Source organism: Streptomyces sp. NPDC096136 (assembly GCF_044763325.1).
Lineage (GTDB): Bacteria > Actinomycetota > Actinomycetes > Streptomycetales > Streptomycetaceae > Streptomyces.
Genome location: NZ_JBIWFZ010000041.1, coordinates 1 through 22,391, shown reverse-complemented (window position 1 = coordinate 22,391; position 22,391 = coordinate 1). Strand labels below are relative to the sequence as shown.

3 protein-coding genes are annotated in these 22,391 nt (G+C 77.3%); all 3 read left to right on the top strand.

Annotation, left to right across the window (positions count from 1 at the left end; genetic code table 11):
- Nucleotides 1-20: 20 nt before the first annotated feature.
- Nucleotides 21-3,500, top strand: coding sequence for an SDR family NAD(P)-dependent oxidoreductase (locus ACIRBY_RS38305; RefSeq protein ID WP_403909959.1), 3,480 nt, complete (start codon nucleotides 21-23; stop codon nucleotides 3,498-3,500).
- A 237-nt stretch (nucleotides 3,501-3,737) separates the two neighbouring features.
- Nucleotides 3,738-14,639, top strand: a complete 10,902-nt coding sequence (locus ACIRBY_RS38300) for a type I polyketide synthase (protein WP_403909956.1) — start codon at nucleotides 3,738-3,740, stop codon at nucleotides 14,637-14,639.
- 44 nt (nucleotides 14,640-14,683) lie between these two features.
- Nucleotides 14,684-22,391 (top strand): SDR family NAD(P)-dependent oxidoreductase (locus tag ACIRBY_RS38295; RefSeq protein WP_403909953.1); only part of this gene is annotated, 7,708 nt, incomplete at its 3' end.

Genomic DNA, 22,391 nt, shown 5'->3' with positions numbered 1-22,391 from the left:
GGTTCGAGGACCGGGCCGGTATTGCCGCGGTCAACGGGCCTTCGTCCGTGGTGGTTTCGGGTGCGGAGGACGCCGTGGCGTCCGTGGTGGAGCGGTTGGCGGTCGAGGGGCGCAAGACCAAGGCCCTGTCCGTCTCCCACGCCTTCCACTCGCCGCTGATGGACCCGGTGCTGGACGCGTTCCGCGAGGTCGTCGCATCGGTCTCCTTCGAGGTCCCGACGCTCCCGATCGTCTCGACCCTCACCGGGCGGATGGTCTCGGCGGAGGAGTTCCGCTCCGCCGACTACTGGGTGAGCCACGTCCGCGAGGCCGTGCGCTTCGCCGACGCCGTCACCACCCTCGCCGCCGAGGAGGTGCGCACCCTCCTGGAGATCGGCCCCGGCGGGATCCTGACCGCCCTCACCCAGGAGGTCCTCGACGAGCAGGCCGTGGCCGTCGCGCTCCTGCGCGCCGACCGCCCCGAGGAGCTCGCCGTCACCACCGCCCTCGCCCGGCTCCACGTCCACGGCACCCCCGTCGACTGGGCCGCCGTCCACGCCGGACCGGCCCGCCACCCCGTCGACCTGCCCACCTACGCCTTCCACCACCGCCGCTACTGGCTCGCCCCGGTCGCCCCGGCCGGTGACGTGGCCGCCGCCGGCCTCGTGGACGCCGAGCACCCCTTCCTGGGGGCGGCCGTACCCCTCGCCGACGGCCAGGGGGCCCTGCTGACCGGCAGGCTGTCCCCGGCCACCCACCCCTGGCTCACCGACCACACCGTGATGGACACGGTCCTGCTGCCCGGCACCGCACTGGTCGACCTGGCGCTGCGCGCCGCCGACGAGGTGCGCTGCGACCGGGTGGACGAGCTGACCCTCGGCGCCCCCCTCGTGCTCCGCGAGGACGGCGCCGTGCAGCTCCAGGCCGTCGTCAGCGGGCCCGACGCGACCGGGCACCGTACGGTCAACGTCTACTCCCGCCCCGAGACCGCAGATTCCACCGAGCCGTGGACCTGCCACGCCACCGGTGTGGTCTCCGTGGAAGCCCACGCAGACCGGGAGCAGCCCTCCGACCTCTCCGCATGGCCGGCCCCCGGGGCCGAGTCCCTGGACACCGGCGGCGCGTACGAGCGGCTGGCCGGGCTCGGCTTCGGCTACGGACCGGTGTTCCAGGGCCTGCACGGGCTCTGGCGGCGCGGCGACGAGGTGTTCGCCGAGGTACGGCTGCCCGAGGAGACCGCGGTCACCGGCTTCGGCGTCCACCCGGCCCTGCTGGACGCGTCCCTCCACGCGATCGGCCTCGCCGGCCTGCTGCCCGACGCCGGACGCGGGCGGATCCCCTTCGCCTGGAACGGGGTGACCGTCCACGCCACCGGCGCCCGCGCCCTGCGGGTCAGGATCGTCCCGGCCGGCGCCGACTCGGTGGCCCTGCTGGCCACCGACGAGGCCGGCCGGCCCGTGGCCTCCGTCGACTCCCTGGTGCTGCGCCCCGTCTCGGCGGAGCAACTGGCCGAGGCAGGCGGGGCACACGGGCGGCAGGACTCGCTCTACCGGCTCGACTGGACCCCCCTTCCCCTCACCCCGGAGGACCCCGTGGACCGTCCCGGCGGGCCGTGGACCCTCGTCGGAGGCGACGACGGACTGCGCGCGGCACTGGAGGACTCCGGCATGGACGTCGTCTTCCGCACCGACCTGGCGGATCCGTACGGCGCAGGGGAGGGCCCGGCGCCCGCCGTCCTCCTCGCGGCCGTCGACGTCCAGCCCGACCGGGACCACCCCGTCGCCCACGTCCACGCGACGGCCCACCGCGCCCTGGAGCTGCTCCAGCGGTGGCTCGCCGACGACCGGTACGCCGGTTCCCGGCTGGCCGTGCTGACCTGCAACGCCGTCGCCGCCAAGGGGCGCGGCGAGGAGGACCGCGACAAGGAGGTGGACCCGGCGCAGGCCGCGATCTGGGGCCTGGTGCGTTCGGCGCAGGCGGAGGACCCGGGCCGCTTCGTCCTGGTCGACCTCGACCGCGACCCGGCGTCCGCGCGGGCCCTGCCCGCCCTGCTGGCCTCGGGCGAGGAGCAGTTCGCCGTACGCGGCGGGGCGGTCCTCGTGCCCCGGCTGGCGCGGACCGGACCCCCGGTCCTGCCCGGCGAGGCCGGACCCGCGTTCACGGCCGACGGCACGGTCCTCGTCACGGGCGCCTCGGGCCTGCTCGGCGGGCACGTCGCCCGGCACCTGGTCACCGGGCACGGGGTGCGTCACCTGCTGCTCGTCAGCCGGCGGGGCGCCGCGGCCGAGGGCATGCCCGCACTGGAGGCGGAGCTGACCGCCCTGGGGGCCCGGGTCACCGTGGCCGCCTGCGACGTGGCCGACCGCGAGGCCCTCGCCCGGGTGCTGGGCGCCGTACCCGAGTCGCACCCGCTGACCGGTGTGGTGCACGCGGCCGGGGTGACCGACGACGGGATCCTGACCGGCCTCACGGCGGAGCGCATCGACCGCGTCTTCCGTCCCAAGGTGGACGCCGCCCTGCACCTGGACGAGCTCACCCGCGGCATGGAGCTCTCCGCGTTCGTCCTGTTCTCCTCCGCCGCCGGCGTCTTCGGCGCGGCGGGCCAGGCCAACTACACCGCCGCCAACGCCTTCCTGGACGCCCTCGCCCGCCAGCGCCGCGCCGCCGGCCTGCCGGCCGTGTCCCTGGCGTGGGGGCTGTGGGCCGAAAGCAGCGGCATCACCGGCGAGTTGACGGACGCCGACCGGGGCCGGATGTCCCGCAGCGGCGTACTGCCACTGAGCACCGAGGAGGCCCTCGGCCTCTTCGACGCCGCGACGGCCCACCCGCAGAGCGCGGTCGTCCCGGTCCGCCTGGACCAGGCGGAGCTGCGCGGGCAGGCCGCGGCCGGCACCCTGCCGGCCCTGCTCGCCTCCCTGGTCCGCGTCCCGGCCCGGCGCTCCGCCGCCGGCGGGGGAGCGGAGCGGGCCGCCGCCCGGCCGGGCGGTGCCGCAGGGGACCTGACGTCCCGCCTGGCCGGGCTCTCCGAGACCGAACGGAGCACCCTGCTGCTGGACCTGGTGTGCGAGCACGTGGCCGCGGTCCTGGACCTCTCCTCCCCCCGGGACGTGCGGCCCGGCCAGGCCCTGCGCGACCTCGGGTTCGACTCGCTGACCGCCGTCGAGCTGCGCAACCGGCTGGGCAGGGAGACCGGGCTGCGGCTGTCGCCCACGCTCGTCTTCGACTACCCCACCCCCGCCGAACTGGCCGACCACCTGGGGGCCGAGGCCGCCCCGGCCGGCCGGGACGTCACGGGGCTGCTCGCCGAGCTCGACCGGATCGAGACCGAGCTGCAGGGCACGGCGACGGACGACGCGGACGCCCGCGACGCGGTCACGGCGCACCTGCGCCGGCTCCTGGACCGGTGGGCCGTGCCCGCCGGCCAGGGGGAGGCGGACGCCGGCGGCGTCGCGGACGGGCTCCACACCGCGACGGACGACGAGATGTTCGACTTCATCGGCAAGGAGTTCGGGATCTCCTGAACCGCACCGGGTGCGGGGCCGCGCGCCCCGCACCCCCCCTCCGCCGTACTCCGGACTCCGGCCCCCTCCCAGCACCCCCGCCGATGCGGCCGTTCCCCCGGCCCTCCCGGCACCCCCGCCGATGCGGCCGTTCCCCCGGCCCTCCCGGCACCCCGACCGCGCGGGCCCCACGGCCCCCCGACCGCACGGGCCCCACGGCCCCCCGCCCGTACGGGCTCGATGCAAAAGGTGACCCCAGTGACTGACCTCCAGGCGAACAACAACGAGGAAAAGCTCCGCTACTTCCTCAAGCGGGTGTCGGCGGACCTCCACGAGGCCCGCGAGCGGCTGCGGGACCTCGACGAGGCCCGCCACGAGCCGATCGCCATCGTCGCGACGAGCTGCCGCTTCCCCGGCGGGATCACCACCCCCGAGGGGCTCTGGGAGTTCCTCGCGGAGGGCGGGGACGCCATCACGGAGTTCCCCGACGACCGGGGCTGGGACCTGGAGGGGCTCTACCACCCCGACCCGGACACCCGGGGCACCAGCCACGTCCGCGAGGGCGGCTTCCTCGACGGCATCGGCCTCTTCGACGCCGGCCTCTTCGAGATCTCGCCCCGCGAGGCGCTCACCATGGACCCCCAGCAGCGGATCCTCCTGGAGTCCTGCTGGGAGGCCTTCGAGCGGGCCGGCATCGACCCCACCTCGCTCAAGGGCAGCCGGACCGGGGTGTTCACCGGCGTGATGTACCACGACCACTCCGCCCTGCTCCAGCAGGCGGTGGAGGACGTCGACGGCTACATCGGCACCGGCAGCGCGGCCAGCGTGGTCTCCGGCCGGGTGTCCTACACCTTCGGCCTCGAAGGACCGGCCGTCACCGTGGACACGGCCTGCTCCTCCTCCCTCGTCGCCCTGCACCTGGCGGTGCGGGCCCTGCGCGAGGGCGAATGCGACCTGGCCCTCGCGGGCGGCGTCACCACCATGCTCACCCCCACCTCCTTCGTGGACTTCAGCCGCCAGCGCGGCCTGGCCGCCGACGGCCGCTGCAAGCCCTTCGCGGCGGCCGCCGACGGCACCGGCTGGGGCGAGGGCCTCGGCCTGCTCCTCGTGGAGCGGCTCTCCGACGCCCGCCGCAACGGCCACCCGGTCCTCGCGGTGGTCCGCGGCTCCGCCGTCAACCAGGACGGCGCCTCCAACGGCCTGACCGCCCCCAACGGCCCCTCCCAGCAGCGGGTCATCCGCCACGCCCTGGCCGACGCCCGGCTGGCCCCCGCCGACGTGGACGCCGTGGAGGCGCACGGCACGGGCACCACCCTGGGCGACCCCATCGAGGCCCAGGCCCTCCTGGCCACCTACGGACAGGGCCGCCCGGAGGACCGGCCGCTGTGGCTGGGCTCCCTCAAGTCCAACATCGGGCACACCCAGGCGGCGGCCGGCGTCGGCGGAGTGATCAAGATGGTCGAGGCCCTGCGCCACGGCCTGCTCCCCAGGACCCTGCACGTGGACTCCCCGTCCCCGCACGTCGACTGGTCCTCCGGCGCGGTACGCCTGCTCACCGAGCCCGTCCCGTGGAAGGAGGGCGACCGGCCCCGCAGGGCGGCCGTCTCCTCCTTCGGGTTCAGCGGCACCAACGCCCACGTCGTCCTGGAGGAGCCGCCCCACCCGGAACCGGCACCGGAGCCCGCCGCCGCACCGGCCCCCCGGCCCACGGCCGGCCGCACGCCCGTGCTGCTGTCCGGGAAGACCCCGGCCGCCCTGCGCGCACAGGCCGCCCGCCTCCTGCGCCACACCGCCGACCACCCCGAACACTCCCTGGCCGACCTCGGCCTGTCCACGGCCACGACCCGGGCCGCACTGGACCACCGCGCCGCCGTCGTCGCCGCGGACCCCGAAGGGCTGCGCCGGGCCCTGGACCGGCTGGCTCGGGGCGAGGACGTTCCCGACACCACGGACGCCGGCACCGCGACGGGCGTGGTCCTGCCCCGCAGCCGCACCGCGTTCCTCTTCTCGGGCCAGGGCAGCCAGCGCCCGGGCATGGGACGCGAACTGTACGCGGCCCACCCCGTGTTCGCCGACGCCTTCGACGCCGCATGCGCAGCCCTGGACCCGCACCTCGAACGCCCCCTGAAGGAGGTCGTGTTCGGCACGGACGCCGGCCTCCTGAACCGGACCGGGAACGCGCAGCCGGCCCTGTTCGCCCTCCAGGTGGCCCTGTTCCGGCTGGTGGAGTCCTGGGGCGTGCGCCCGGACCTGCTGGCCGGGCACTCGGTCGGCGAGTTCGCCGCGGCCCACGTGGCCGGGGTGTTCTCCCTCGCCGACGCGGCCCGCCTGGTGGCCGCCCGGGCCCGCCTCATGCAGGCGCTGCCCGCCGGAGGGGTGATGGCCGCCGTCGAGGCCTCCGAGCAGGAGGTGCGCGAACTGCTGGCCGGGTACGAGGACCGGGCCGGGATCGCCGCCGTCAACGGGCCCGCCTCCGTGGTGGTCTCGGGCGCCGCCGCGGCCGTGGCCGCCGTCGTCGGCCGGCTGGCCGCCCAGGGCCGCAAGTCCAAGGAGCTGCCGGTCTCCCACGCCTTCCACTCCCCGCTGATGGACCCGGTGTCGGAGGAGTTCCGCAAGGCCTTCGACGGGGTGTCCTCCGCAGCGCCCGCCCTGCCGGTCGTCTCCACCCTCACCGGCCGCCCCGTACCGGCCGACGAGTTCCGCTCCGCCACGTACTGGGTGCGGCACGTCCGCGAGGCCGTCCGCTTCGCCGACGCCGTCGCCTCCCTCGCCGCCGAAGGCGCGGGCACCTTCCTGGAGATCGGCCCCGGCGGCGTCCTGGCCGCCCTGGCCGCGGACCTCCTCGACGACGGCGCCGTCGTGGTCCCCGCCCTGCGCGCCGACCGGCCCGAGGACCTGGCCGTCACCTCCGCCCTCGCCCGCCTCCACGTCCACGGCACGCCCGTGGACTGGGAGGGGGTCTTCGCGGGCCGCGGCGCACGCCGCGTGGACCTGCCCACCTACGCCTTCCAGCGCGAGGAGTACCGGCTCGAGACCCGGCCCGCCACCGGCGACCTCTCCGGCGCCGGCCTGCGCCCCGCCGACCACCCCCTGCTCGGCGCCGCCGTGACCCTGGCCCACGGCGAGGGCGTCCTGCTGACCGGCCGCGTCTCGCTCTCCACGCATCCCTGGCTCGCGGACCACCGCGTCCTGGGCAGCGCCCTCCTGCCGGGCACCGCCCTCGTCGAGCTGGCCGTCCGCGCCGGCGACCAGGCCGGATGCGGCCGGATCGAGCAGCTCACCCTGGAGGCCCCGCTCGTCCTGCCCGCGCAGGGCGGGGTGCGGCTCCAGGCCGTCGTCGAGACCGCCGACGCCCACGGCCGGCGCGGCGTACGCCTCTACTCCCAGCCGGACGAGGCGCTCGACGCCGACACCTGGACCTGCCACGCCTCCGGCCTCCTGGCCCCCGTCCCCGCACCCGCACCCACGGATGCCTCCGCGCCCGTCCCGTGGCCCCCGGCCGACGCCGAACCCGCCGACCCCGAGGCCCTCTACGACCGCATGACCGGCCTCGGCCTGGAGTACGGCCCCCTGTTCCGGGGGGTCCGCGCCGGCTGGCGCAGGGGCGAGGAGCTCTTCGCCGAGATCGCGCTGCCCGAGGGCACCGACACCACCGGATTCGGCCTGCACCCCGCGCTCTTCGACGCCGCCCTGCACACCGCCGGCCTCGGCGACGCCCCGCACGACGGCGGGCCCCGCATCCCCTTCGAATGGAACGGGGTGACCCTGCACGCGACCGGAGCCGCCACCCTCCGGGTCCGCCTGGCCCCCGCGCCCGGCGCGGAGGACGCCGTCACGCTGCACCTCGCGGACGGAGCGGGCCGGCCCGTGCTCTGCGTGGACTCCCTGGTGCTGCGCCCCGTGGCGGCCGAACAGCTGGCCGCGGCGGCGGTGTCCGGCGGCGACGGGCTGTTCCGGCAGGTGTGGACCCCCGCGGACCCCGCCGCGGCCGGGCCCGCCGCGCCCGCACCCGTCACCCTGCTCGACTCGCTCTCCGCCCTGCACGCCGAGGACGCCCCGGTCCCGGACACCGTGGCTGTCACGGTCGCCGTGCCGGGGGAGGGACACACCCCCGGGGCGGACGCCGACCGGCCCGCCGAGGCCGCCCGGACCGCGCTCGCCCTCGTCCAGGAATGGCTCGCGGACGCCCGCTGCGCGGACTCCCTCCTCCTGCTCGTCACCCGGGGCGCCGTCGCCACCGGCCCGGCAGAGGGCGCCGACCCGGCGCAGGCCGCCGTCTGGGGGCTGGTGCGCTCGGCGCAGTCCGAGAACCCCGGCCGCTTCCTCCTCCTCGACACCGGGGCCGCCACCGCCGACCCGGACCCCGCCCTCCTCGCCGCCGCGGCCGCCACCGGCGAACCGCAGCTGGCGCTCCGCGGAGGCGCCCTGCTCGCACCCCGGCTGGCCCGCGCCGGCGCACCGGCGGCCGGACACGACACAGACGGCGGAGCCGACCCGGCCCCGGTGTTCCCGCCGCACGGCACCGTCCTGGTGACCGGAGCCTCCGGCACCCTGGGACGCCTGGTGGCCCGCCACCTCGTGGCCCGGCACGGCGTCCGCAGGCTGCTGCTCCTCAGCCGCAGCGGCCCCGACACCGACGGCGCCCACGCCTTCGCGGCCGAACTCGCCGTCCGGGGAGCCGTGGCGGACACCGTGGCCTGCGACGTGTCCGACCGGCAGGCGCTGGCCGCCGCGCTGGCGGCGCTCCCCGCCGCGCACCCGCTGACCGCCGTGGTCCACGCGGCGGGCGTCACCGACGACGGCGTCGTCCCCGCCCTCACCCCGGAGCGGATCCGGGGGGTGTTCGCGCCCAAGGTCGCGGGCGCCCTCCACCTGCACGAGCTCACCCGCGACCTCGGCCTTTCCGCCTTCGTCCTCTTCTCCTCCGCCGCAGGCGTCTTCGGCAACCCCGGCCAGGGCAACTACGCCGCCGCCAACGCCGCCCTGGACGCCCTCGCCCAGCAGCGCCGCGCGGACGGCCTGCCCGCCGTCTCCCTGGCCTGGGGCCTGTGGGCCCGCAGCAGCACCCTGACCGCCGGCCTGGCCGAGGCCGACCAGCGCCGCATCGGCCGCTCCGGGCTCCTCGCCCTGGAGACCGACGAGGGCCTCGGCCTCCTCGACCGCGCCCTCGGCTCCGCCGAACCCCTGCTCGTACCCGTCCGCTGGGACCTGCCCGCCCTGCGCGAGCAGGCCCGCGCCGACACCCTGCCCGCCCTCCTGAGGGACCTGGTCCCCGCCCCCGTACGCCGCGGCGAGGCCGCCGCGGCCGCGGCGCCCGAGGGCGCCCGCTCCGCCCTGGCCGAGCGGCTTGCCGCCCTGCCCGAGGCGGGCCGCACCGCCCTGCTGGTCGGCCTCGTCCGCACCCACGCCGCCGCCGTCCTGGGCCACGGCCGCCCCGAATCCGTCCAGGCCGGGCAGGCCTTCCGGGAGCTCGGCTTCGACTCCCTGACCGCCGTGGAACTGCGCAACCGCCTCGCCTCGGCGACCGGCGTACGCCTCCCCGCCGGCCTGGTCTTCGACCACCCCACCCCGGACGCCCTCGCCCGCCACCTCCTGCGGCGCCTGACGGACGCCCCCCGGACCGCAGGCGCCACCCGCCCGGCCGCCCCCGCCGGGACGGCCGCCGACGAACCCGTCGCCATCGTCGCCATGGGCTGCCGCTACCCCGGCGGAGTACGGTCCCCCGAGGAGCTGTGGCGGCTGCTCACCGCCGGCACCGACGCCATCGCCGGCTTCCCCGAGGACCGGGGCTGGGACCTCGACCTCCTCTCCGCGAGCGGCGGAACCGCCGGGTCCAGCAGTACCCTGCGGGGCGGGTTCCTCTACGACGCGGGCGAGTTCGACGCCGCCTTCTTCGGGATCTCCCCCCGCGAGGCCCTGGCCATGGACCCGCAGCAGCGGCTCCTGCTGGAGACCTCCTGGGAGGCCTTCGAACGCGCCGGCATCGACCCGGCCGCCCTGCGCGGCTCCCGGACCGGCGTGTTCACCGGCGTCATGTACCACGACTACGCCTCGTCCCTGCAGACCGTCCCCGAGGGAGTGGAGGGCTTCCTCGGCACCGGGAACTCGGGCAGCGTCATCTCGGGCCGGCTCTCCTACACCTTCGGCCTGGAAGGGCCCGCGGTCACGGTCGACACGGCCTGCTCCTCCTCCCTCGTCGCCCTGCACCTCGCCGTGCAGGCCCTGCGCCAGGGCGAATGCGAACTCGCCCTCGCGGGCGGGGTGACCGTGATGGCCGGCCCCGGCGCCTTCGTCGAGTTCAGCCGCCAGCGCGGACTGGCCGCCGACGGCCGCTGCAAGGCCTTCTCCGCCGGCGCCGACGGCACCGGCTGGGCGGAAGGCGTGGGCGTGCTGCTGGTGGAACGGCTCTCGGACGCCCTGCGCAACGGCCACCCCGTCCTCGCGGTCGTCCGCGGCTCGGCGGTGAACCAGGACGGCGCCTCCAACGGCCTCACCGCCCCCAACGGCCCCGCGCAGGAACGCGTGATCGAACAGGCCCTGGCGAACGCCGGACTCTCCGCGTCCGACGTGGACGCGGTGGAGGCCCACGGCACGGGCACCCGGCTGGGCGACCCGATCGAGGCGCAGGCACTGCTGGCGACGTACGGGCAGGGGCGGTCGGAGGACCGGCCGCTGTGGCTGGGCTCCCTCAAGTCCAACATCGGGCACACCCAGGCCGCGGCCGGGGTGGGCGGGATCATCAAGATGGTCGAGGCGATGCGCCACGGCGTCCTGCCCCGGACCCTGCACGCCGAGGAGCCCTCCCCGCACGTCGACTGGACCTCCGGCACGGTCCGCCTGCTCACCGAGCCCGTCGCATGGGCGCAGGGGCCCCGGCCCCGGCGGGCGGCCGTCTCCTCGTTCGGCTTCAGCGGCACCAACGCCCACGTCGTCCTCGAACAGGCCCCGGACACCCCCGCCGGGACCGGCCCCGCCACACCGTTCACGGCGCCGTGGCTGCTCTCCGCCAAGAGCCCGGAGGCCCTGCGCGCCCAGGCCCGCGCCCTCCTGCCGTACGCCCAGGACCCGGACCGGACGGCGCTGGACGTGGCCTACGCCCTGGCCACGGGCCGCAGCGCCCTGGAGCACCGCGCGGCCGTGACCGCCGAGGACCCGGACGGGATGCGGGAGGCCCTGACCGCGCTGGCCAACGGAGCTCCCTCCCGCGCGGTGGTCCGCGCCGAGGCCGCACCGGGGAGCGGGAAGCACGCCTTCCTGTTCTCCGGGCAGGGCAGCCAGCGCCCGGGCATGGGGCGGGAACTGCACGCCGCCTTCCCGGTGTTCGCCGAGGCCTTCGACGCGGCGTGCGCGGCCCTGGACCCGTACCTCGAACGCCCGCTCAGGGAGCTGGTGTTCGGCGAGGACGCGGAGGAGCTGAACGAGACGCGGTACGCACAGCCCGCCCTGTTCGCCGTCGAGGTGGCGCTGTTCCGGCTGGTGGAGTCCTGGGGCGTGCGCCCGGAATTCCTGGCGGGGCATTCGGTGGGCGAGTTCGCGGCGGCCCATGTCGCGGGTGTGCTGTCGCTGGAGGACGCGGCGAAGCTGGTGGCCGCGCGGGGCCGCTTGATGCAGGAACTCCCCTCGGGCGGGGTGATGGTCGCGGTCCAGGCTTCCGAGGAGGAGGTCCGGGAGCTGCTGGCCGGGTTCGGGGACCGGGCGGGCGTCGCCGCGGTCAACGGGCCTACGTCCGTGGTGCTTTCGGGTGCCGGGGACGCGGTCGCCGAACTGGCCGGGAAGCTGGCGGCGGAGGGCCGCAAGACGAAGGCCCTGTCCGTCTCGCACGCCTTCCACTCCCCGTTGATGGACCCGGTGCTGGAGGAGTTCCGCACCGTCGCGGAGTCCGTCTCCTTCGGGTCCCCGTCCCTGCCGGTCGTCTCCACCCTCACCGGCGGGACCGTCACCGCCGAGGAGTTCGGCTCCGCCGACTACTGGGTGCGCCACGTCCGCGAGGCCGTCCGCTTCGCCGACGCCGTCACCACCCTGGCCGCCGACGGCGTGCGCACCTTCCTGGAGATCGGGCCCGGCGGTGTCCTGACCGCCCTCGCCCAGGAGGTCCTGGACGAGGACGCGGTGGCCGTCGCCCTCCTGCGCGCCGACCGCGCCGAGGAGCCGGCCGTCTCCGCCGCGCTCGCCCGGCTCCACGTCCACGGCACCCCCGTCGACTGGGAGGCGGTCTTCGCCGGCCGCGGCGCCCGCCGCGTCGACCTGCCCACCTACCCCTTCCAGCGCACGCGCTACTGGCTGGCGTCGGCCCCCGCCCCCGGTGACGTCTCCGCCGCCGGTCTGGCCGAGGCGGACCACCGCCTGCTCGGCGCCGCCGTCCCGCTCGCCGACGGTGAAGGGCTCGTCCTGACCGGGCGGCTGTCGCTCGCGACGCACCCCTGGCTCACCGACCACGTCGTCCTGGGCGCCGTACTCGTCCCCGGCACCGCCTTCGTGGACCTGGCGCTGCACGCCGCCCGCGCCGAGGGCGTCGGCTGCGACCGGCTGGACGAACTGACGCTCGGGGCCCCGCTCGTCCTCCCCGAGGACGGGGCCGTCCACGTACAGGTACGGGTCGCGGCCCCCGGCGCCGACGGCCGCCGGGCGCTGGAGGTCCACTCGCGGCCCCAGGGCGCGCCCGCCGAGGTGCCGTGGACGAGCCATGCTGCGGGCACCCTGTCCGCCGCCGCGCCCGCCGGCGACGGGACCGACCTGGCCGCATGGCCCCCGCCGCAGGCCGTCCCGGTCGCCGCCGGGTCGCTGGACTCCCTGTACGAGCGGATGGCCGGCCTGGGGCTCGACTACGGCCCGCTGTTCCGGGGCGTCCGCGCCGCGTGGCGCCGGGACGGGGAGCTCTTCGCCGAACTGCAGCTCCCCGACGGGACCGACGTCTCCGGATTCGGGCTGCACCCGGCCCTGCTGGACGCCGCGCTGCACGCGGTCGCGCTCGGCGACGGCCTGCTCGGCACGGAGTCCGGCAGCGGTACGGACGGGGCCGGCACCGCCGGGGCCGGCGCCGAGCGGGCGCGGGTCCCCTTCTCGTGGACCGGGGTCAGGCTGTCCGCCGCCCCGTCCGGGGGCCCGGCCGCCCTCCGGGTCCGGCTGGCCCCGGCCGGCCCGGACGCCGTCTCCCTGCTGGCCGCCGACCCCGCCGGCCGGACCGTGGCCTCCGTGGACGCCCTGGTCCTGCGGCCGATCTCCGCCGAGCAGCTCGCCTTTGCGCGGGCCGGCCGCTTCCAGGACGCCCTGTTCCGCGTCGAGTGGACCGGGGCGACGCCGGCCCCGCCCCTGGCGCCGGCCGCCGGCCACGTCGTCGTCCGGCTGGAGGCGGAGCTCGCGGACCGGCCGGCGGACCCCTCCGCCGCGGTGCGGTACGCGGCGGCCCGCGCCCTGGCCCTCGTGCAGGAGCGGCTGGCGGCGGCCGAGGCGGGGGAGGAGGACCCGGGCAGGCTGGTCCTCGTCACCCGGAACGCGGTCCGCGCGGGCGCCGGCGACGCCGCCGGGCCGGACCCGGCCCAGGCCGCCGTCTGGGGCCTGGTCAGGTCCGCCCAGTCCGAACACCCCGACCGGTTCGTCCTCGTGGACGTGGAGACCGGCGCGACCGAGGGCCCCGCCCTCGACGCCGCTCTGGCCGCGGCGCTCGCCACCGGGGAGCCGCAGTGCGCCGTCCGGGAGGGCGGGGTGCTCGTGCCGCGCCTGGCGCGCACGGCCGCCCCCGCGACCGCGGCGGACGCCTCCGCCCTCGGGCTGGACCCGGCCGGAACGGTCCTGGTGACCGGGGCGACCGGCGCCCTGGGCCGGCTGCTGGCCCGGCACCTGGTGTCCGCGCACGGCGCGCGCCACCTCCTGCTGACCAGCCGCCGGGGCCCCGACGCCGAGGGCGCGTCCGACCTCGCCGCCGAACTGGGCGCCCTGGGCGCCGAGGTGACCCTCGCGGCCTGCGACGCGGTCGACCGGACCGCCCTCGCCGCCCTGCTCGACGGGATCCCCGCAGCCCACCCGCTCACCGCGGTGGTCCACGCGGCCGGCGTGCTCGACGACGCCCCCGTCGGCTCGCTCACCGCCGAACGCCTCGACCGGGTCCTCGGGCCCAAGACGGACGCGGCGCTCCACCTGCACGAACTGACCCGGGACCGGGACCTGGCGGCCTTCGTGCTGTTCTCCTCGCTGGCCGGCACCCTCGGCACGGCGGGCCAGGCCAACTACGCCGCCGCCAACGCCTGCCTGGACGCCCTCGCCCAGTCGCGCCGCGCCGCGGGACTGCCGGCCGTCTCGCTGGCCTGGGGGCCCTGGGCGGGCACCGAGGGCCCGCAGGGGATGCTGGGCGGGGCCGGAGCGGCGGCCGTCGCCCGGATGGCCCGGGCGGGCGTGTCGCCGCTCTCCCCGGACGAGGGCCTCGCCCTCTTCGACGCGGCGACCGCCGCGGCCGTCGCCGACCCGGACGCCGTGCTCCTGCCCGTACGGCTGAACCCGTCCGCGCCGGGCCGCCGGGCCGGCACCCGGCCCGTCCCCGCCCTGCTCCGCGGCCTCGTGCGGACCCCGGCCCGTCCTGCGGAGGACCCCGCGGCGGGGACGGAGGCGCTGGCCGCGCAGTTGGCGGGGGCCTCCGACGAGAAGCGCCGGCGGATCCTCCTCGGCCTCGTCAGGGACCGGGTGGCCGCCGTACTGGGCCACACCTCCGCCGAGTCCGTCGGCGCCTCCCAGGCCTTCCGCGACCTCGGCTTCGACTCGCTGACCGCCGTGGAACTGCGCAACCACCTGGGCACGGCCACCGGGCTGCGCCTCCCGGCGAGCCTGCTGTTCGACCACCCCACCCCGGCGGCCCTCGCCGACCACCTGGCCGGCGCGCTGCCCGCCGCCGGAGCGGGCGCCGACGGGGACGCCCCCTCGCTGCTCGCCGAGATCGACCGGCTGGAGACCGCGTTCGCCCGCGCAGCGCACGACCGGGCGACCCGGGCCACCGCCGCCCTGCGGCTGGAGGTCCTCCTCGCGAAATGGCGCGAGGCCGCCGCCGGTCCCGGTACCGGCGGCGCACCGGCCCCCGGCCGCGAGACCGGCGGGGACACCGCGGACGACGTGGCGCAGGCCTCCGACGAAGAGCTCTTCGACCTGCTCGACGGCGAACTCGACACCCACTGATCGACCAGCACGCCCATCCCTTCGCGTTGAGGAACAGAAACCAGATGACGACCGATGTGAACAAGCTCCGCGACTACCTCAAGCGCGCCACCGTCGATCTGCGTCACGCGCGCCAGCGGCTGCGCGAGGCCGAGGGCAAGAACCGCGAACCGATCGCGATCGTGGGCATGAGCTGCCGCTTCCCCGGCGGAGTCGAGTCCCCCGAGGACCTGTGGGACCTGATCGCCTCGGGCCGTGACGCCATATCAGGCTTCCCCACCGACCGGGGCTGGGACCTCGACGCGCTCTACGACCCCGACCCCGAGAACCCCGGCACCACCTACACCCGCGAGGGCGGATTCCTGCGCGGGGCGGCCGAGTTCGACCCCGGGTTCTTCGGGATCGGCCCGCGCGAGGCCCTGGCCATGGACCCCCAGCAGCGGCTCGTCCTCGAAGCCGCCTGGGAGGCGGTCGAGCGCGCCGAGATGGACCCGCAGTCCCTGCGCGGCAGCCGCACCGGCGTGTTCGCCGGGGTCATGTACCACGACTACGTCTCCCGCCTCCCCGCCATGCCCGACGGCATCGAGGGGTACGTGAGCACCGGCAACACCGGCAGCGTGGTCTCCGGCCGCATCGCCTACACCCTCGGTCTGGAGGGCCCGGCCGTCACCATCGACACGGCCTGCTCCTCCTCCCTCGTGGCCCTGCACCTGGCCGTCCAGGCCCTGCGGCAGGGCGAGTGCGACCTGGCGCTGGCGGGCGGCGTCACCGTGATGGCCGGGCCGACCACCTTCGTCGAGTTCAGCCGCCAGCGCGGCCTCTCGCCCGACGGCCGCTGCCGCGCCTTCTCCGCCGCCGCCGACGGCACCGGCTGGTCCGAGGGCGTCGGCATGCTGCTCGTCGAACGGCTCTCCGACGCGGTCCGGCTCGGACACCCCGTCCTGGCCGTGGTCCGCGGCTCCGCCGTCAACCAGGACGGCGCCTCCAACGGGCTCACCGCCCCCAACGGGCCCGCACAGCAGCGCGTCATCCACCAGGCCCTGGCCAACGGCCTGCTGTCCCCGTCCGACGTGGACATCGTCGAGGCCCACGGCACCGGCACCACCCTCGGCGACCCGATCGAGGCCCAGGCCCTGCTCGCCACCTACGGCCGGGAACGGCCCGCCGACCGGCCCCTGTGGCTGGGCTCCGTCAAGTCCAACCTGGGGCACACCCAGGCCGCGGCCGGTGTCGCGGGCGTCATCAAGATGGTGCAGGCGCTGCGCCACGGCGTCCTGCCGAAGACCCTGCACGCGGACGAGCCGACCCCGCACGTCGACTGGTCCGCGGGGGCCGTCTCGCTGGTCACCGAGAACACCGCCTGGCCCGGCACGGAGCCCGGCCGGCCCCGCCGGGCGGCCGTCTCCGCCTTCGGCGTGAGCGGAACCAACGCGCACGTCGTCATCGAACAGCACCTCACCCCCGCCGAACCGCCCGCCACCGCGGGCACGCCTGCCACCGCGGGCACGCCTGCCACCGCGGGCACGCCTGCCACCGCGGGCACACCCGCCCCGTCGGGCGTGTCTGCCGCCTCGGGCACTGCTGCCCCGTCGGGTACGCCTGCCTCCTCGGGTACGCCTGCCTCCTCGGGTACGCCTGCCTCCTCGGGCCCGCCCGCCGCCCCGGGCACTGCTGCCCCCTCGGATACGGTCGCCCCCTCGGGCACGCCCGCCTCCTCGGGGACCACGGGCGGGGATGTCACGTCAGGCACGCCCGCCGGCCCCGGCACGTCCCCCACCCCGGACGGGGACGCCGCCGCCCCGGGCGCGTCCACCGCCCCCGACGCGGCTCCCGCCCCCGAGCGCGCCGCCACCAACGCGGTGGCGGCCCTCGCCGACCGGGCCGCCACCGCCCTCGCCGGCCGGGCCGCCACCCTGGGCACGGCCCTCGCCGACCGCGCCGCCGCCCTCACCGGCATCGGCGGCGACCACGCCGACGCCGCCGCCGGAGCCCCGGACGGCGGACCCCGCCCGATCCCCTGGCCGCTGTCCGCCAAGACCCCGGCCGCTCTCGCCGCCCAGGCCGCCCGCCTCCGCGCCCACCTCGCCGCCCTGCCCGCCGCACCCGGTGCCGCCGCCCCGACCGCCGCCGACATCGCCCACTCCCTCGCCACCACCCGCACCGCCTTCCCCCACCGCGCCGTCCTCCTCGCGGCCGACCGGGCCGGCCTGGACCGCGCCCTGGACCACCTCGCCGACGCGGAGCCCGGCACGCCCGCCCCCGCCGGCACCGACGTGGTGCGCGGCACCGCCGACGACACCCGCCGGCCCGCCTTCGTCTTCCCCGGCCAGGGCTCCCAGTGGGCCGGCATGGCCGTCGAACTCCTCGACACCGCACCCGTGTTCGCCGAGCGCATGCGCCAGTGCGAGGAAGCCCTCGCCCCCCACGTCGACTGGTCGCTGACGGCGGTCCTGCGCGGTGCGCCCGGCGCCCCCGGCTTCGACCGGGTCGACGTCGTCCAGCCGGTCCTGTTCGCCGTGATGGTCTCCCTCGCCGAACTGTGGCGCTCCTACGGGGTGCACCCCGCGGCCGTCGCCGGCCACAGCCAGGGCGAGATCGCCGCCGCGGCCGTCGTCGGCGCGCTCAGCCTGGAGGACGCCGCAAAGGTCGTCGCCCTGCGCAGCCGGGCGCTGACCGTGCTGTCCGGCCGGGGCGGCATGCTCTCCGTCGCCCTGCCCCTGGACCGGCTCACCCCCCGGATGGCGCCCTGGGGCGAGCGGCTGTCCGTCGCCGCCGTCAACAGCCCCTCCTCCATCGTCGTCTCCGGCGACGGCGACGCCCTCACCGAGCTCCGCGACGCCCTGCACGCCGACGGGATGCGGGCCCGGCTGATCGCCGTGGACTACGCCTCCCACTCCGCGCACGTCGAGGCCGTCCGCGCCCGCGTCCTCGAAGCGCTCGCCGACATCACCCCCCGCGCCTGCGACGTGCCGTTCTACTCCACCGTGACCGGCGGCGCCCTGGACACCGACCGGCTCGACGCCGAGTACTGGTACCGCAGCCTGCGCCAGACCGTCCGCTTCGAGGAGGCCACCCGCGCCCTCGTCCGCGACGGGCACGGCGCCCTCATCGAGGTCAGCGCCCACCCGGTGCTCACCGTCGGCATCCAGGAGACCCTCGACGACCTGGGCGGCGGCGCCGTAGCCCTCGGCACCCTGCGCCGCGACGAAGGGGGCACCGACCGCTTCCTGCGCTCCGCCGCCGAGGCCCACGCGCACGGCGTCGCCCTCGACTGGCCGGCCGTCCTCGGCGCCCCGGACGCCCGCCGGATCCCGCTGCCCACGTACGCCTTCCAGCACGAGCGCTACTGGCTCGACGCCCCCCACACCCCGGCGGACGCGGCGGGCCTGGGCCTCGCCCCGTCCGACCACCCCCTGCTCGGCGCCGTCACCACCCTCGCCGACGCCGACGGCCTGCTGCTCACCGGCCGGCTGTCCACGCACACGCACCCCTGGCTGGCCGAACACGAGGTGCTGGGCGCGGTCATCCTGCCCGGTACGGCCTTCGTGGAACTCGCCGTCCGGGCGGGCGACCACCTCGGCTGCGACAACCTGGCCGAACTCACCCTCCAGGCACCGCTGGTCCTGCCCGAGCAGGGCGGCGTCCTCGTCCAGGTCGCGGTCGGCCCGGCCGACGGGTCCGGAGACCGGCGCTTCGCCGTCCACTCCCGCCCCGACACCGCCGCCGAGGAGGGCTGGACCTGCCACGGCACCGGCGTGCTGAACTCCGCGCCCGCCACCTCCGCCCCCGCGGCCGCAGCGGCGCCGGCCGCATGGCCGCCCGCCGGCGCGACCCCCGTCGACCTGGACGGCTTCTACGCCGAGCTCGCCGCACGCTCCTTCGCCTACGGCCCCGTCTTCCAGGGCCTGCACGCCGCCTGGCGGCTCGGCGACGAGGTGTTCGCCGAGGTGGACCTGCCCGAGGGCGCCCGCGCCGACGCCGACCGCTACGGGCTGCACCCGGCCCTGCTCGACGCCGCGCTGCACGCCGTCGGCTTCGGCCCGCTCGGGGACATGGGCACCGGACGGATGGCCTTCGCCTGGCAGGACGTACGCCTGCACGCCACCGGCGCCACCCGGCTGCGGATCCGGCTGACCCCGGCCGGAGCCGACGCGGTCGCCGTCACCGCCGCCGACGACGCCGGCCGGGCCGTGGCCACCGTCGGCACGCTCACCTTCCGGGAGGTCCGCGAGGAACACCTGCGGGCCGCGCTCACCGCACACCACGCATCCCTCTACCGGGTGGAGTGGCCGGCGCAGCCGCTCGCCGACACCGCCGCCCCCGCGGAGCCCTGGGCCCTCATCGGCACCGGCACCGGGGAGACGGCCCTCCAGGAGACCGCCGCCGCCCTGGAGACCGGCGGTACCCGCCCCGCCACCCACCCCGACCTCGCCGCCCTGGCCGCGGCCGTCACCGCCGGCACGGCCGTCCCCGCGACCGTGGCCGTCGTCCTCCCCGCGACCGGCGGCGCACCGGGCGCCGACGCCGCAGCCGTACGCGAGAGCGCCCGGGGCACCCTCGCCCTCCTGCGGGACTGGCTGGCCGACGACCGCTTCGCCGCCTCCCGGCTGGTCCTCCTCACCCACCGGGCCGTCGCCGTACCGGGCGAGGACACCGACGGCGCACCCGACACCCGGCCCGCACACGCCCCCGTCTGGGGCCTGGTCCGCTCCGCCCAGTCCGAGCACGCCGACCGCCTCGTCCTCGCCGACACCGACGGCACCCCCCGGTCCCTGCGCCGCCTGCCCGCCGCCGTCGCCACGGGCGAGCCCCAACTCGCCCTGCGCGAGGGCCGGATGTCCGTGCCGCGGCTGGCCCGCGTCCCCGTCGCCGCGGAACCCGCCACCACCCCCGCCGTCGACCCCGAGGGCACCGTACTGATCACCGGAGGCACCGGCGCCCTCGGCCGGCTCGTCGCCGCCCACTTCATCACCGCCCACGGCGTCCGCAACCTCCTCCTCACCAGCCGCCGCGGCCCCGAGACCGAAGGCGCCGCCGCGCTCCAGGAGGAACTCGCCGCACTCGGCGCCACCGTCACCGTGGCCGCCTGCGACGCCGCCGACCGGGACGCCCTCGCCGCCCTCCTCGCGGCCGTCCCCGCCGACCGGCCGCTCACCGCGGTCGTCCACGCCGCGGCCGTCGTCGCCGGCGGACTCGTCGACTCCCTCACCCCCGAGGACCTCGACCTCGTCCTGCGCCCCAAGGTCGACGCCGCACTCAACCTCCACGAACTGACCCGCGGCCTCGACCTCTCCGCCTTCGTCCTCTTCTCCTCCCTCGCCGGCACCCTCGGCGGCGCCGGACAGGGCGCCTACGCGGCGGGCAACGCCTTCCTCGACGCCCTCGCCCACCAGCGCCGGGCCCAGGGCCTGCCCGCCTCCTCCCTCGCCTGGGGCGTCTGGGACGAACGCGGGGACCAGACCCGGCTCGCCGACGAGGACCTGCGCCGCATGACCCGCGCCGGACTCGTCCCGCTCACCGCCGACGAGGGCCTGCACCTCCTCGACACCGCCCGCACCCTGGACCACGCGGCCCTGGCCCCCGTACGCCTCGACCTGCCCGCACTGCGCGCCCGGGCGGCGGGCCCCGTCCCCGCCCTGCTGCGCGGACTGCTCCGCACCCCCGCGCGCCGCACCGCGCAGAGCGCCGCAGCCGGCACCGGCGGCCTCTCCGCCGAACTGTCCCGGCTGGCCGCGCTGCCGCCCGCCGAGCGCCGGGACACCGTGCTCACCCTCGTCCGCAACCAGGTGGCCTCCGTCCTCGGCCACGCCACCCCCGAGGCCATCGACCCCGGCCGGGCCTTCCGGGAACTCGGCTTCGACTCGCTGGCCGCGATGGAGCTCCGCAACCGGCTGGCCTCCGCCACCGGCGTCCGCCTCCCCGCCACCGTGGTCTTCGACCACCCCACCCCCGCCGCCCTCGCCTCCCACCTCCTCGACGAGATCCCCGGCGGCCACCCCGGCACGGCCCTCGTCACCGCCGCGCCCACCGCGTCCGGCCGGGCCGCCACCGGCGGCGCCGAGGAACCCGTCGCGATCGTCGCCATGAGCTGCCGGCTCCCCGGCGAGGTCCGCAGCCCCGAGGACCTCTGGACCCTCCTCGCCGACGGCACCGACGCCATCACCGGCCTGCCCGCCAACCGCGGCTGGGACCTCGACGCCCTCTACCACCCCGACCCCGACCACCCGGGCACCAGCTACGTCAGGGAAGGCGGATTCCTGCACGACGCGGGCGACTTCGACCCCGCGTTCTTCGGGATCTCGCCCCGCGAGGCCCTCTCCATGGACCCGCAGCAGCGGCTGCTGCTGGAAACCTCCTGGGAGGCCTTCGAACGGGCCGGGATCGACCCGGCCACCCTGCGCGGCTCCCGCACCGGGGTCTTCGCGGGAACCAACGGCCAGGACTACGCCATCGGCCTCTCGCAGGAGCAGACCGAGGGCATGGAAGGCCACCTCCTGACCGCCAACTCCGCCTCGGTGGTCTCGGGCCGGGTCGCCTACACCTTCGGCCTGGAAGGGCCCGCGGTCACGGTCGACACGGCCTGCTCCTCCTCCCTCGTCGCCCTGCACCTCGCCGCACAGTCCCTGCGCCGGGGCGAATGCGACCTGGCCCTCGCGGGCGGCGTCACCGTCATGTCCACCCCGGGCGCCCTCATCGGCTTCAGCCGTCAGCGCGGACTGGCCCCCGACGCCCGCTGCCGCGCCTTCGCCGCCTCGGCGGAGGGCACCGGCCTCGCCGAGGGCGCGGGCATGCTGCTCGTGGAGCGGCTCTCCGACGCCCGCCGCAACGGACACCGCGTCCTGGCCGTGGTCCGCGGCAGCGCGATCAACCAGGACGGCGCCTCCAACGGCCTGACCGCCCCGAACGGGCCGGCCCAGCAGCGGGTGATCCGCCAGGCCCTGGCCGACGCCCGGCTCACCGCGGCCGAGGTGGACGCCGTCGAGGCCCACGGCACCGGCACCACCTTGGGCGACCCCATCGAGGCCCAGGCCCTGCTGAAGGCCTACGGCACCGACCGCGCGGACGACCGGCCCCTGTGGCTGGGCACGGTCAAGTCCAACATCGGGCACACGCAGGCGGCGGCCGGTGTGGCGGGTGTGATCAAGATGGTGATGGCGATGCGCCACGGGGTGCTGCCGAAGACCCTGCACGTGGACGAGCCCTCCCCGCATGTGGACTGGTCCGCGGGAGACGTGCGGCTGCTGACGGAGGCCCGGGAGTGGGCGGAGCACGACGGCCGTCCGCGCCGGGCGGGCGTCTCCTCCTTCGGCGTCAGCGGCACCAACGCCCACGTCATCGTCGAACAGGCCCCGGACGCCACGCGCACCGACGGGAATGACGGCGGCCCCGACGGGAGCCACGCGCAGCCGCCCGTCCCCTGGCTGCTCTCCGCCAGGGACCAGAACGCCCTGCGGGCCCAGGCGGAACGCCTCCTCGCCCACCTCCGCTCCACCGAAGGCGCCGACGCGACGGACATCGCCCTGTCCCTGGCGACCACCCGCGCCGCCTTCCTGCATCGTGCCGTCATCACCGGCCACGACCGGGACGACCTGCTGCGCGGCCTGACCGCGCTCGCCCGCGGGGAGACCCCGGGCCCGGATACCGTGTCGGGCACGGCCTCCGCAGGCACCGCCGGCCGGACCGCGTTCCTGTTCTCGGGGCAGGGCAGCCAGCGCCTGGGCATGGGGCGGGAACTGCACACCGCCTTCCCGGTGTTCGCGGAGGCCTTCGACG